At 54.3% G+C, this 13396-nt stretch carries 18 protein-coding genes and 1 pseudogene; 12 read left to right on the top strand and 7 right to left on the bottom strand.

Going from position 1 to position 13396, the window contains the following annotated elements; all coding sequences use genetic code 11:
* Positions 1-276: 276 nt before the first annotated feature.
* From F6R98_RS04690 to F6R98_RS04675, 4 genes are all read right to left on the bottom strand, one after another.
* A complete protein-coding gene (locus F6R98_RS04690; RefSeq protein WP_153247992.1) occupies positions 277-873 on the bottom strand; it encodes a Uma2 family endonuclease in 597 nt (198 codons plus the stop codon).
* Between the two features lie 116 nt (positions 874-989).
* Positions 990-1700, bottom strand: coding sequence for an SDR family NAD(P)-dependent oxidoreductase (locus F6R98_RS04685; RefSeq protein ID WP_228125090.1), 711 nt, complete (start codon positions 1698-1700; stop codon positions 990-992).
* Positions 1701-1734: 34 nt separating this feature from the next.
* Positions 1735-2388 carry a glutathione S-transferase family protein gene (locus F6R98_RS04680; protein WP_194270141.1) on the bottom strand — a complete coding sequence of 218 codons (654 nt, stop codon included), beginning with the start codon at positions 2386-2388 and terminating at the stop codon, positions 1735-1737.
* Between the two features lie 119 nt (positions 2389-2507).
* Positions 2508-2921 carry an MAPEG family protein gene (locus tag F6R98_RS04675; RefSeq protein WP_228125089.1) on the bottom strand — a complete coding sequence of 138 codons (414 nt, stop codon included), beginning with the start codon at positions 2919-2921 and terminating at the stop codon, positions 2508-2510.
* A 105-nt stretch (positions 2922-3026) separates the two neighbouring features.
* On the opposite strand from F6R98_RS04675, the gene F6R98_RS04670 reads away from it, so the two are divergent.
* The 11 genes and pseudogenes from F6R98_RS04670 (at position 3027) to F6R98_RS04625 (ending at position 9164) form a co-directional block, all read left to right on the top strand.
* Positions 3027-3977: an AraC family transcriptional regulator gene (locus F6R98_RS04670; RefSeq protein ID WP_153247990.1), complete on the top strand. Its 951-nt coding sequence runs from the start codon at positions 3027-3029 to the stop codon at positions 3975-3977.
* 481 nt (positions 3978-4458) lie between these two features.
* Positions 4459-4680 carry a thioredoxin family protein gene (locus tag F6R98_RS21875; protein ID WP_228125088.1) on the top strand — a complete coding sequence of 74 codons (222 nt, stop codon included), beginning with the start codon at positions 4459-4461 and terminating at the stop codon, positions 4678-4680.
* A gap of 34 nt (positions 4681-4714) precedes the next feature.
* Positions 4715-4921, top strand: coding sequence for a hypothetical protein (locus F6R98_RS21870; RefSeq protein WP_228125087.1), 207 nt, complete (start codon positions 4715-4717; stop codon positions 4919-4921).
* Positions 4905-5435: a cytochrome c biogenesis CcdA family protein gene (locus tag F6R98_RS04660; RefSeq protein WP_265588133.1), complete on the top strand. Its 531-nt coding sequence runs from the start codon at positions 4905-4907 to the stop codon at positions 5433-5435. The genes F6R98_RS21870 and F6R98_RS04660 overlap by 17 nt, the downstream gene beginning before the upstream one ends.
* Positions 5436-5468: 33 nt before the next feature.
* Entirely contained in the window at positions 5469-5792 is a 324-nt protein-coding gene (locus tag F6R98_RS21865; RefSeq protein ID WP_228125086.1) for a sigma factor, read from the top strand.
* A complete protein-coding gene (locus tag F6R98_RS21860) occupies positions 5779-6078 on the top strand; it encodes a sigma-70 family RNA polymerase sigma factor (protein WP_228125085.1) in 300 nt (99 codons plus the stop codon). Before F6R98_RS21865 ends, F6R98_RS21860 begins: the two co-directional genes overlap by 14 nt.
* Positions 6078-6317, top strand: a complete 240-nt coding sequence (locus F6R98_RS21520; RefSeq protein ID WP_194270140.1) for an anti-sigma factor family protein — start codon at positions 6078-6080, stop codon at positions 6315-6317. Before F6R98_RS21860 ends, F6R98_RS21520 begins: the two co-directional genes overlap by 1 nt.
* Positions 6318-6654: 337 nt before the next feature.
* Positions 6655-6858, top strand: a complete 204-nt coding sequence (locus tag F6R98_RS04640; protein ID WP_153247988.1) for a multinuclear nonheme iron-dependent oxidase — start codon at positions 6655-6657, stop codon at positions 6856-6858.
* A gap of 96 nt (positions 6859-6954) precedes the next feature.
* Positions 6955-7518 (top strand): annotated as a pseudogene (locus tag F6R98_RS04635) (HvfC family RiPP maturation protein); the annotation flags it as partial.
* Between the two features lie 41 nt (positions 7519-7559).
* On the top strand, positions 7560-8315 hold the full coding sequence (locus tag F6R98_RS04630; protein WP_228125084.1) for an HvfX family Cu-binding RiPP maturation protein: 756 nt from the start codon (positions 7560-7562) through the stop codon (positions 8313-8315).
* A gap of 90 nt (positions 8316-8405) precedes the next feature.
* Positions 8406-9164, top strand: a complete 759-nt coding sequence (locus F6R98_RS04625) for a YbaN family protein (RefSeq protein WP_194270139.1) — start codon at positions 8406-8408, stop codon at positions 9162-9164.
* A gap of 166 nt (positions 9165-9330) precedes the next feature.
* Here the strand turns inward: F6R98_RS04625 and F6R98_RS04620 are convergent, their stop codons facing one another.
* From F6R98_RS04620 to F6R98_RS21515, 3 genes are all read right to left on the bottom strand, one after another.
* Entirely contained in the window at positions 9331-10782 is a 1452-nt protein-coding gene (locus F6R98_RS04620; RefSeq protein WP_153250902.1) for a mannose-1-phosphate guanylyltransferase/mannose-6-phosphate isomerase, read from the bottom strand.
* Positions 10783-10813: 31 nt separating this feature from the next.
* A complete protein-coding gene (locus F6R98_RS04615) occupies positions 10814-11983 on the bottom strand; it encodes a glycosyltransferase family 9 protein (RefSeq protein WP_153247985.1) in 1170 nt (389 codons plus the stop codon).
* A 62-nt stretch (positions 11984-12045) separates the two neighbouring features.
* Entirely contained in the window at positions 12046-12339 is a 294-nt protein-coding gene (locus tag F6R98_RS21515) for a hypothetical protein (protein WP_194270138.1), read from the bottom strand.
* On the opposite strand from F6R98_RS21515, the gene F6R98_RS04610 reads away from it, so the two are divergent.
* Entirely contained in the window at positions 12329-13396 is a 1068-nt protein-coding gene (locus F6R98_RS04610) for an O-antigen ligase family protein (RefSeq protein ID WP_194270137.1), read from the top strand. The genes F6R98_RS21515 and F6R98_RS04610 overlap by 11 nt on opposite strands.

The raw sequence follows: 13396 nt of genomic DNA, 5'->3' as shown, positions 1-13396 counted from the left end.
TTCCATTGCCGCCAATGGCCAGCCGGATCCGCTTCCCGGTCAATTATATGCATCAATGGCCGACTGAATCCCTGGTTTTCCAACCATGTGTCCGTTCCGTCAGTTCATCCGGATGCGTCTGACCGTCGCCCTGTCAATCCGGCACTCGCGTTTGCCACACCCCTTCATCGGTGACCCCATTCTGACTTGCGCTGGTTCATTGAGCTGAACTGCCACCACATTTCGTGCTTTTCGTGTCTTTCATGGACAGCGCTTTTGCTTTGCACCCCTACCAAGTCAATAAGGATCTTCTGGTAAGCGCGCGACCACCTCGTCCCAGCGAATCACGATGTCCGGCAGAATGCCAACCGGGGTTTCGCCTTCCAGTTGCGACTGCAGCGGCTTTCCGTATTCGCCGTTTTCCAGCCGGTAAACAGTCAGAATGCGGTCGGTCGGATGCACCAGCCAATACTCGCGCACGCCATGGCGTTCGTATACGCTACGCTTTTTGATCTGGTCATGCCCGGAGGTAGACGGCGACAGCACCTCGACGACCCAGTCCGGCGCGCCGCGTACGCCGCGCCTGTCCAGCTTTTCAGGCGAGCAAACCACCATGACGTCGGGTTGAACCACGGTGTCGATCTGCGCGTCGGCTTCATTTTGTTTGGGCAGGCGAACATCCAGCGGTGCAATAAAAGCGCGGCAGGGTTTTCCTCGCAGTGCTTGTCGAACCTGAAAATAAATTTCACCCGCTATGTCCTGATGCGACAAATCGGGTCCGGGGGGCGACATCAAATAAGCATAACCGTCGATCAGCTCGTAGCGGACATCGTCCGGCCAGTTCAGATAGTCGCCGTAACAGTACAAGTTATTGTCTTTCAATGCGAGTGCCATAATAAGCTCCGGGTTGCCGCCGGCACAAAATTAACATGCGAGTCATTGAGCTGACAAGCGTCCCGGCGGTTGCCAACCCAGCAGTTACCTGCACGCGCCGGCTATTTGGTTGCCGCTTACCAGCGCTCGCCGGACGGACGCAGCTCGAGTTCGAATGTCCAGGCCGACGGCAATTGTTTCGCCAGCATGAACGCGGAGTCGGCGATATCGGCGGGTTTGCAGAAGAAGCTGTCTTCGCGGTCGGGAAACTGCGAGCGCGCGTACGGTTCGTCCACTACCGCATCGATAATGATCAAGCCGACATGAGTACCGTCCGGCCCGTAGGCGCGGGCGAGCGATTCCGCAAAAATGCGCTGAGCCGCCTTGGCAGGCGCAAACGCGGCGGTTTTCGCGCCGCCGCGCCGCGAAGCCGTTGCGCCCATGAATAAAATCGTCCCTTTGTCCGCCTGTCTCATCGCGGGCAAGACCTGCTGGGCGACGACAAAGGCCCCAAGCGCGTTGACGCGCCAGGCTGATTCGAAGTCATCAATGCAGACCGATAAGGCGTCGCCCAATATGCCTTTACCCGCGTTGTAAATCACGGTATCCACAGCGCCCATGTCCCGAGCGATGGCGTTAAATGCAGAACTGACCGACGCGGTATCGATGACATCGCAGGCGTAAGCTTGCGCTCGCGGCAAAGCGGCGGCCAATTCGGACAAACGCTCCCTGTTGCGCGCCAGCAGCGCAACTTCAAAGCCTTCCCCGGCGAATTTTTTCGCCAGAGCGGCTCCGTTACCGGGTCCTGCGCCCACTATGACGCAGACCGGATTTTTTATATTTGACATGGGACGCTCCGTTATCGTTGGTGCATGAAGGGCTTTATCCGGCGCGCCAATGCGGCGGCACGGTCTTTTGAAAATACGACAGCGCCTCCACGCGACCGGACCAGGATTTGAGCGGCTCGGGCATCAACCCGCTAAACGCGCGTTGCGGGTGGCGCAGATCGAGTCGGTCCAGCAGCGCTGTCATCGGATAAAGAGCAAAATCGGCCAGCGACGGCTCATGTCCCAGCAGAAAATCCCCCACGGCTGCCTGCGCGAACAAGTTTAATTCGCTTGCCAAGGCCTCGCGCGCCGAAGATATGGCCGCTTCATCGGGAATGCCCTCGCGCCTGAACAGCAGCTCTTCAACCAGACGGCGCAGCGGCGGGTAAATATAAGCGCCCACTTCCGATTCCATGCGCCTTCCGGTAGCTCTGTCACACAAGTTGCCAGGCCATAGACCAGCGCCGCTATCGGCATAGCGCTCATCCAGGTATTCGCAAATTGCCGACGATTCATAAAGATTGTAGCCGTCATCGCTAATCGCCGGCACTTTGCCGCGCGGGTTGATGGCCAGAAAACCGGGCTGCTTCAAATCGCCGCCATCGGCGCTGAGTAAAACCATCTCGTAGTCAATGCGTTTGCGTTCCAGCGCCAGCCAGACTTTCCAGCCAAACGGCGAACCGGATAGATAATAAAATTTGATAGCCATGATTCCTCCAATGAACAGTGTGTTGGCGGACGCGCTACGCTTCGTCACCCCAGCAGATGACGCCGCCCTATTGTAGGGCGGATAAGCGTAGCGCATCCGCCGGACGGTCGAGCCATTCCCTACATTAAAATGCGCCAGGCCAGTATCATCTGGCAGAAAAAGCCTATCGCAAACGCGATGGTGCGCGCCAGCGGTATACCCATAATATAAATGACCGCGTGTGCGACACGGTTGACAAAAAACAGCAGCGCCGCAGCCGCCGTTAACGGCGTGGAAAGGCCCAGTATATGCACAATGATCGCCAGCGGTGCGAACACCGCCAGGTTTTCTATCGCATTGCGATGCGCGTGATCCGCGCGGTAGGCCCATTCGGCGCGCGCGCGGGTATCGGGTTTCGGATTTTTCAGCGCCGACCATGCGCCGTTTTCGCTCAGACGGTTAATGATGATCGGTACCCAGATCAGCCCGGTGAACAGCGCCGTCAGCGCGGTGTATAAAAGTTCGCTGGATAAATGTGTAATGGCTTGTGGCATGGTGTGTTGCTCCTAGTAGTGACTGGAGGAAATAGTATCCCCTGTTGACACAGTAGCAAATATATCTATTAATACTGTTTTTTTAGCAGAAACAACTTTTCGTCAATGGACAAACCCTTCGAAGACGCTTTAGCCGATTTACGTATCAGCGGCAGCGCGCTGTTGCATAGATGCTATGCGCCGCCGTGGGCTATCGATTTACCCGAACAAGCGCAGATCAAGGCGTTGCTCAAACTCGACCGCTCAAAACGTGTCGTGCCCTTTCATCTGGTGCGCAAGGGGGAATTCAGCCTTCAGATGGAACAGGATGCGCCTGTCACGGTGCGAACGCATGAGGTGGTTATCTGCCCCGGCGGCGCGGCGCACCGCATGACCTTTGGGTCGCCTGATCAAGCCGTCACGCTGGAGCAAGTCATTTCCGGATCGGAGCCCGCTCCGGGAGCGCCGGACGCGCCGGATACCACGGAGCTTTTATGCGGCGTGTTCATGCTGCAAGCCGCGCCCCTCAATCCGTTATGGTCGGCCCTGCCGCCGGTATTAACCGTTGCGACCGCCGGCCCGCAAGCCGATCCGATGTTGGCGCTGGCGGCGGACATGCTGACGCTGGAACTGTCACGCCCGTCTCGCGGAGAAGGATTTACCGCATCGCGCCTGTTGGAAATTTTTTGCGCCGAGGCCATTCGCGCCTACTGGCGTCGCGGCGGAAACCATCCGCCCGGCTGGTTTCGCGGACTGAACGATCCCAAGATTGCGCAGGCGCTGTGGTTTATTCACGCGGAGGCGGGCGCGCCCTGGAGCGTGGCGAAACTGGCCGATGCGGTGGCCTTATCGCCTTCGCGTTTCGCCGCCCGCTTCAGGGAAACCATGAATGAGGCGGTGATGACCTACATCACGCGCTGGCGCATGAATCTGGCCTGCCGGATGCTGATCGATAGCAATGTATCCATTGCAGAGATTGCCCATCGTCTGGGTTATGAAGCCGCGCCGTCATTTACCCGCACCTTTAAGGCAGAGCTAGGGCATGCCCCTGGTTACTGGCGGACGACGCAGCGTTAAAAGCGCTGTATTGCACCACAATTACGGGTACGGCGCGCACGGCATTAAAGATGGCCGGCGTGTAGACCACTTTCGTACTTTGATTTGTTCTTCTGTAACAACAGGCTTCCTATCACGACTAATGAACGGAATCGCAACCGTGATTCCATCCCCCTTCACTTTCGTATTGGAGTCGCCATGTCACTGATGGGTAGAATGAACGATAAATGCTGCGCCACCAAAGGCCCGTGCATTATGGATGACGACACTTATCATCTTGATGGCCATGCCGGGAGCAGCCGGTCACCGGTTATTCAACTGGTTTTGATGTCAAGTCACGGCATCGCTTTGTTCTTTCGAGGCAGTAAAATGATCAAATTACTCCGTTCCGCTTTTCTATCTCTATTGCTCGCCGCGCCGGCCTTTGCCGGCGAAGAACCCTTTACGCAGGAAAAGTTCGATCGTCTGCAGAAAGAAGGTCAGCCGATTCTGATTTCCATCCATGCGGATTGGTACCCGACATGCAGAGCGCAAGCCTCCCATCATCGAGAAACTGCTCAAACAGGACAGTTACCGGCATATCAACGCGTTGCGCGTCGATTTCGATGGGCAAAAACAGGTAGTGAAAACTTTCAACGCCGACAGACAAAGCACGCTCATTATGTTCAAGGGCGGGCGGGAAATGGGGCGCAGCCTCGGCGATACCAGCAAACAGGGTATCTAAGCGTTGCTCAAAAAAGCGCTTTGAGCTACTGACCATGCTGGCTGCATTAGGCGTTTACGGATTCAGTATCCTTGCAGGCAGACTCTCCGCGCTGTCTCCGTACGTATTGCCGCTGATTCCGATACTCGTCGGCACGGCCTTGACCGCGCACGGGCTGGGGCCTGGCGTTCGGGCTGGGCCTGTCGTTTGCGGTAGTCGGCATCTTCCTGGCAACGATAGGGAAGTTGATCGGCCTGGATGAGGCTCTGCTCCGCAACATCGCCGCCGTTCTGTTAATCCTGTTCGGCCTGATATTGCTATCCGGACGTTTGCAGCAGAAGTTTGCCTCCACCGCATCAGGTTTAAGCAGCGACGGGCAACCTCTGCTCGAACATATATCCGGCGATAGCTTGACCGGCCAGTTTCTGTTCGGTCTGATTTTAGGCGTTGTCTGGAGCCCCTGTGTCGGCCCCACCCTTGGTGCAACCATCACGCTGGCCGGTCAGGGAGAAAATCTGGGCCAGGCCGCATTGATCATGGCGTTGTTTGGCTTCGGTGCGGGCCTTCCTCTGATCGTGATGGGTAGCTTGTCTCACCAGGCCATACTGCGCTTCAAGACCGGATTGTCGGCTACAGGCAACACAGGAAAGAAGCTGCTTGGATGCTTACTATTGATAGTAGGCATCCTGATCGTCACAGGACTGGATAAAACCTTCGAGGCCTGGGTGTTAAACCATGCTCCCCTATGGTTGATACGGCTTAGCATTTCAGTATAAACCGGTAACAGGCAACAAGATTCATTATTAAATATGGATGTAATGCAATCACGGGATTTCAGTCATAGTTCCACGCCCGAACAGTGGCTGGACGGACACGGCGACTATCTTTTCCGCTTTGCGCTGCTGCGGGTTCAAAACGAAAGCACTGCCGAAGATATGGTGCAGGAAACCCTGCTGGCCGCTTTGTCCGCGCATCATCAGCGTGCCGGACTGTCCAGCGAGCGCACCTGGCTGACCGGCATACTCAAACACAAGATCATCGATCATTTCCGGTGCAGCCGACGCGAACAGCCGCTGGACGAGGATAGCGCCGCCGCGTTACCCGGCGAAACGGATGCCGATGATTTTTTTTAGAGAGGACGGACACTGGAATACACGCCCTGCGCGCTGGGGCAATCCCGTCAAGACTTTGGAACAACATCAGTTTTTCGATTTTTTACAGCGCTGTATGGAGCGCTTGCCGCCCAGAATGGCCCAGGTGTTTATCCTGAAAGAGTTACACGACATGAGCAACGAAGCAATTTGTAATGAACTGGATTGCAGTGCGACCAACGTAGGGGTGATCCTCTACCGTGCCCGTATGAGTTTGCGGCAATGCCTGGAATATCGCTGGTTTGAAAACAGCCGGGAGGCAGAATAATGTTGACTTGCAAGGAAGCCGGTTACCTGCTGTCGCAAGGGATGGATCAGCGCTTGACGCGCATGAAACGCATTGAGCTGCGCATCCATCTCTGGCTTTGTTCCGCCTGCTCGAACTTTGAGAAACAACTGAAGTTTCTACGCAAAGCGGTTAACCGGCTGGATGATCGGCATCAATCCGGTCATGCCGGACTCAGCGACGAAGCACGGGAACGCATCAAAAAAACAGTACGCACATGAATAAAACATCCTATTGAAATCATGTGCGCTCTGTCCCGCTATTTGTTTTGATATTTTCGGCCATCATTACCCTTGGAATACGACATGAACAACAAGACCTTATCGCTGACTCTGGGCGCTATTGCTGCTTCCGTTGCGCTCTCTCCCTCCGTGAACGCAAGCGAAAATCCCTTCGCAATGAAAACGCTGCCCAACGCTACGGTGGTCGCGGAAGCGAGCGACAAGATGAAGGCCGGAAAATGCGGCGAAGGCAAATGCAGCGCTAAAAAAGCGCCCGACGCGGCGACGGCCGCCAAGACCAAGGCATGTCGCCGGACACGATCGGGAAAAACCCGATTTGATCATCGACACTCACGGACAGCCGGTGATCGATCCGGTCTGGGATTTGCTGGATACGGCATATGACGCGTTTGGCGTGTTCCCGACCCTGCTGGAACGCGATTTTAATATTCCGCCGTTGGAACATCTGCTGTCCGAAGTGGGAGAGATAGCCGAACGGCAACGCATCCATCAAGTCAGCCAGCTAAAACGCACGGCCTGAAGGAGTAATCGCAATGATAGTGCGCGCAACAACCCCGCTCCCGTCTTTTCAACGTTACCAGCATGAGTTTACGCAGTATTTGCGAATCCGCGCGCTGTTCAGCCGCCACAGGGCGTTGCAACGGCAGATATGGATATCTACGCCGGTTTGCTGAGAAATAAAATAGAAGACAGTTTGTTGAGCTGTTTTCCAATCAGCCACGGGCTGCTGGGCGAACGGCGCTGGGAAAACCTGGTCGAGGACTTTATTGCCCGGCATCGCTGCCTGTCGCCGTTTTACCGCCAAATACCTGACGAATTCATCAACTTCCTTCAGCATGAACGCTCAGACCCTTCCGATCCGCCTTTTCTGAACGAGCTTGCGCATTTCGAATGGATGGAACTGGTGCTCGCCATCGCACAAGCTGAGGAAAAGCCGATGGAAAACAACGGCGATCTACTGAAAAACCGCATCATTTTCATGCCGGTAAGAACGCTATTGCGCTATGCCTACCCGGTACACCGTATCGGACCGGAACAACACGATTGGCAAAAATGGCAACCGTGGCGACAAGAGTCCTTTCAAGAGCGCATGCAGGAGGAAACATATGTTTTCGGCTTTCGCGACCGAGACGATCAGGCTCAATTTCTCGAGATCAACGCACCGCGACTGCACGTCTGATCGGACTGCTGGCAAACGGCGTTTTATCCGGAAAGCAAGCCTTGCTGCAATTGGCAACAGAAATGCAGTCGCCCGATGCCGATGCAATTATTGCATTCGGCCTGGATATTCTTCACCAACTCAGACAGCGGGGTGGCATAGCCGCTACAGCGCCTTTACCGCAAACTGCCTTAGCTACGGAGCAAACCATGAACGATTGCAGTAAAAACCAAGCCCACCATCAAACTGCGGAAAACACCTGTCCACTTTGTCCTGCTCAGGCATTGATCCGGCTGCCGACGCCAAGCAGGACAGTCGAAGGTTACCGTAAGCTATCAAACTGGTTGAATGGTAAAGCTGCATTGATACCACCATTTTTTCTCAGCTTGATTCTCGCTTATGAGTTCGGGGAAGCGGGATTGATGAAACTGTACGGCGAAAATTGGTTTACCGATCTCAGCTTTCCGTTTCCTTTCAGCCTGTTTTCCACGGAAACAAACTGGTGGCTGGCTACCTGGTTCGAATTGATCGGCGCGGCATCGTTATTGCCTGGAATAGCCACGCGGTTTTTCAGCTTTGCTCTGATAACCATTACCCTGGTAGCCATTGCGAGTGTGCACTCGCCTGCGCAATGGTCAAGCTATGCGGAGCTGCTATCGGGCTATGCGATTACCGACAGCGGCCACGGCAACTACAAATTGCCACTGCTGGATCTGACCATGCTGTTACCGCTATTGTTTGGCGGGGCTGGCATGCTTGGTCTGGACGCTTGGATCAACAAACTTCAGCTCGGCACAGACTCGGCATTGCCGAAGTAATAATCCTCCGGATAATTCCGCAGTGACCCGGCGTGCATGATAGTCTGCTATGATAATCCAAGGCATAGCTGCGGAAGGAGGAATAGTTCAATGCACAAAAAAGGTCACGGCGCGCCGAAATTCGAAATTTCATTTTCAAATGGCTGCAATGCGCTGTACATCCAATGCCACGTATTGTTTCAAGCAAAGCACAGACGCTTATGCCGTGAAATTATCGCGGCGTTGCTCTGGCAGCCCAATATAGATCACGCCTATATCGATCTGAACGCTGCTACGCTCAACGTCGATTTCACTCCCGGGTGCGATAGCCCGAATCAACTGGCAAACTCTGTTGCCGAGGCCATTCGCGCCGGCCTGACGGCCTGGAAGGCGCTACCGGCAGGGAAATCAGACGACGCAACGCAGACCCATACGGAAATGCTGCGCGCACAGCCGATTGTAGCTACGGGCAAACTACGTATCTGGCTGCTTTTAAAGGCCTCCGCCAGCTTTGTAATGACGATTATAGGAATGATCCTGCCCGGTATCCCAACCTTGCCGTTTCTGATACTCACCAGCTATTATCTGGCGCGTTCTTCGCCGAGGCTGCACACGCAACTACTGAAATCGCACTTTCTCGGAGACATTCTCCGCGACTGGGAACAAAACTACGCGCTGAGTTATGAGTCGAAGAAAAAGCTGTTGCAGATATTATTTGTTGTAACCGCCCTCACTTTGCTGGTCCTGCCGAAAACGCCGCTTTCATTAGGACTGGTCGCAGTATCCGTACTGTTAAGCCTGTACGGAATTCAAAGCCTGCCTGACGACCGGCAATCTGGTATTACGCCTTCGGCTGAACCGGCTGTGTAAATAGCCCTTTAACAAAACAGGGGGCGGGGGCCATGCGTACCCCGCATTACGCAAGCGCTATGGAACTACATTTCGGGTCGCCGCATTGAGTGCGTCCAGGAGTGCATGCCCCCGGACCGATTTTTCACTCGGCACAAGGACAGTAAAAGACAGGCATTGCTCGCCTTCAAAGCGCCCCGGTGCTACGCCCGTATTTATCGTCGAAACGCACGATGTCATCTTCCCCCAGATACTCTCCGCACTGAACTTCTATCATCGTGCAAGGAAGAATACCTGGGTTTTCCAGGCGGTGTTGCTGCCCGGCGTGGATGTAGCTGGACTCGTTGGCCTGTATCAGCGTTTCGCGACCGTCGCAGGTAATTTTCGCCATTCCGCTAACCACCACCCAATGTTCGCTGCGATGATGATGCAACTGCAGTGAAAGCGATGCGCCCGGTTTAACTTCAATACGCTTGATTTTATGGTGTGGGCCTTCTTCGAGAACGGTATAACTACCCCACGGGCGCACTACGGTGCGATGAAGTCGGTAGGCCTCATGATTGGTTTTTTTAATCTGGGCGACAACTTTCTTGACATCCTGCGCCTTATCCTGATGCGCGACCAGCAATGCGTCCGGTGTATCGATCACCATGACATTATCGAGGCCCAACGCCGCCACCAGCCGTCCATCGCTTTGAACATAGGTATTTGAAGAATCGATCAGAACGACATCTCCGCAGCTACGGTTGTTGTTTTCATCTGGCGACAGCAGATCGCGCACCGCATTCCAAGAACCTATATCGCTCCAGCCAAAATCGCCCGGCACAACAGCGACGCGTTCCGACTTTTCAAAAACGGCATAATCCACTGATATATCAGGAACATGCGCAAATATATCCGCCGGTATTTCAATAAAGCTGGCGTCTTTAGCGGACGATGCCAGATGATTCCAGCACTGTTCGACACTCAGACTCACTTCAGGCGCATGACGCGACAACTCCTGCAAAAAGGTAGCCGCTTGAAATGCAAACATGCCGGAATTCCAAAGGTACCGCCCCGAATCCACATAACCTTTTGCTGTTTCCAGATCGGGCTTCTCGACAAAACGGGCGACGTCATACCCAGCCCCCTCCCCGCCTAAAAGCTGCCCGCATTCGATATAACCAAAACCGGTTTCAGGCGCGTTGGGTTTGATGCCGAAAGTAACCATATATCCTTGCTGAGCCAAACGTCCGGCCTGAACGACGGCTTGTGCGAATGCAGCCTGATCCAGGATAAGATGGTCTGCAGGCAAAATCAGCAACACCGCTTCCGGCTCATGGAGCGCTATCGCATAACGAGCCGCCAGAGCAATCGCGGCGGCGGTATTACGGCTAAAAGGCTCCAATAAAAACTCGCCGTTCAAATCCCTCTGATCCAACTCGTCGCGGCTCATGAAGTAATAATCGCGGTGGGTAACCGTCAATATAGTTTTCGGTTTGCCGCCATTCTTGTCATGTAATGCTGCAGCGCGCCGATAGGTCTTGCCAAGCAGACTTTCGCCATCGGCAAGTTTCATGAAAGGTTTCGGATGGCCTTCGCGCGAAACCGGCCATAACCGGGTGCCGGCGCCGCCGGACAAGATCACAGGAATCAGCATAGTCAATTAGTAATACCAGCTTATCAGTCAGTTATAATGAATCGAGAAGTTTTCCGAGATGCACACAGGCGGCTCGCGCTTTATCCATCGAAAAAGCGCCGGAACAGGCATTATCTCCGCGTCTACACGAAAACCCCCCCCATGGTAGCGGATTATCCTGATTACAGCCATAGCAATCGAGTTCCGGCGTAATTGGAATGAAACGCTCATCCATCGAAGCACGTAACGGTTTACGTGCGTCATGATGCGCCAGAGTAAAAAAACTGACTATCGGCGTTGAGGTGGTTGCCGCTACATGCAGCGGTCCGGCATCGGTTCCTACGAATAAACGGGCGTCTGCGATCAGTAGCTGTAATTGCTGTAGACTGAGACGATTACGGAAATCCATCAGCCCGGCGCCCTGAAGCGCAATATCCAGACCCGGCAAGCCGACCTGCAGGATAGGCAAGCCGTAAACGGAAAGATCTTCCAGCAGTTGTTTCCAAAGCGTTTCATCTACATTGCGGTAAGCTTGAGTGGGGTCGCGCCGGTTATGGGCAACGATATACCCCTGAACAAACCCGCTGGTAAGCGCTCGCACCTGGGCGGAATCTCCTTCCCCAGGAAAAAGCTCCGGCTGTTTATCATAGTCCGTTACGCCATGAGCATACAGCGCGTAAGAGTCGGTCACGTGCACGGCCTTGTTACGCTCCAGCACCATATCGAGATTGATTATCAGATCGTAAGCCCGCCGCTGCTTTTTCAGCAACTTGCGCGTCAGCACTGCGCGCACATACGGGCTGTTGGCAAACACCTCGGGGTAACGGGTAACCACATCTATTTCGCAATACCCCTCCCTGTCCTGATGCAGTTTGCGGATAATCGGCGTCGCCAGCAGGACGTCGCCCATAGCGCCGGATCGTATCACCAGTATGCGCGGTTTACAGGTAAACCCTCGTGCGGAATAAGCCTGTTTGTCCCGGAAAAAGCCGTCCGGCAACAAGGGAGCAACCTTTTCATAAACGGATGGCGTGGGTTCGCGCAGACTATAGCGGGTTTTCAGCAAATAATTGCGCGGCAGATATTCACCGAACAGGTATTGTTTGAAACCTGCCACCCCGGTATCCTTTAACAGATTAGCCATTTTTCCGAGCGCAACCGGTAGCCAGAACGGATTAGCGAGTATGCGCAGCAGCGTATGAGCGGCCAGATACAGGCTCAATGAAACAGTCTTTTTAATGACGGCACCACATCAACAGGGTATGCTAGAATTTGAGCGTTAGTTTACCAAAATTTAAGCATACTACATAAATTCAGACCGAATAATGTTCTCTCTCCGTTTAATCCCTGTCCGCTGATGGATTTTCCCGATACACAAAAACCAAACGTACTCACAGCGGCCTGCCGGCTATTCTTCATATGCATGGCCGGTTTCCCGGTTTTTGCGCTAACCGTACCGCGCTGGGTTAATGTCGCCATTTTCGCCGCCGCATTCATCGCTCTATACATACTATTTTGCACCCGGAACATCAGACAATCACAGTCACACAGGAATTGGATCGCTGTTTTGACGGTCATTTTGCTTGCTCCCGCCGTAGCGGTCTTTCTGGGACAGCTTTTCCGACAGCAATTTTCATGGCCGGGTTTCGACTCGCCGTTGCGCTTTCTGCTCGCAATTCCGATTTTGCTGGCGTTGTTGCGCACCCGTGTAAATACGCCGCGCATGCTGCATCTAAGCATTCCGCTTTCAGTCTTCGCAACCTGGGCCATCGCGTCTTACGCTCCCAACCTGCATTGGGGAGAAGAAAGACTGGCGACTTCGGTAGCGGATCCGCTCAACTTCGGCCGTATTACCCTGTCCCTGGGGCTGCTGAGCCTCGCGTCCGTCAATTGGACAGGAATTGATCAATGGGGAGTCAAGCTGTTCAAGGTTGCCGCATTCATCCTGGCTTGCTACCTGTCGGTACGTTCCGCCAGCCGAACCGGGTGGATGGCGTTTCCTCTTGTTCTGATCCTGCTGGCGTTCACCAAAGGTCCTCAATGCAGACATCCTTTATGGGTGAAGATCCTCGCTACGCTGGCAACGATACTGGCCAGTCTTTTACTTTATCAACACATTGATGTCGTACATGACAGACTGGCTTTGGGAATACGGGAGTTTGCCGACTACCGCTGGAACGAAGTTAACCCCGACACCTCGGTGGGACTGCGCATCTCTTTCGCGCGCATGGGCTATCACCTGTTTTTAATGCATCCCTGGGGCGGGTGGGGAGATATGGGCTATTTCTCAGCCATTAACACGCCCGAGTTTGCGGCTTTTACCAGCCAGTTCGGACGCTGGGGCGCCGTGATGTCAGGTTTTCACAATGAAATCACCACCAACATGGTGCGTTCCGGCGTCTGGGGTCTGTGCTCCAGCGTAGCGCTTTTTCTGGCGCCCCTTCTACTGTTCGGCTCGCGGCTGCGCGCCAGCGACAAACTGACCCGCAACACCGCCGTCGTCGGATTCAGCTATGTCATAATCGAGTTGATCAGTGCCATGACTACCGAGGTATTCGAGTTAAAATACACTGCAGCACTCTACGCGCTGATGCTGATCAGCCTGAGCGCCCCTCTCATCGCATTGGAATCGTAA

Origin of the sequence: Candidatus Methylospira mobilis, from assembly GCF_009498235.1 — a bacterium.
In the GTDB taxonomy this organism is placed as follows: Bacteria; Pseudomonadota; Gammaproteobacteria; order Methylococcales; family Methylococcaceae; genus Methylospira; species Methylospira mobilis.
This window is presented reverse-complemented; position numbering and strand designations above follow the sequence as displayed.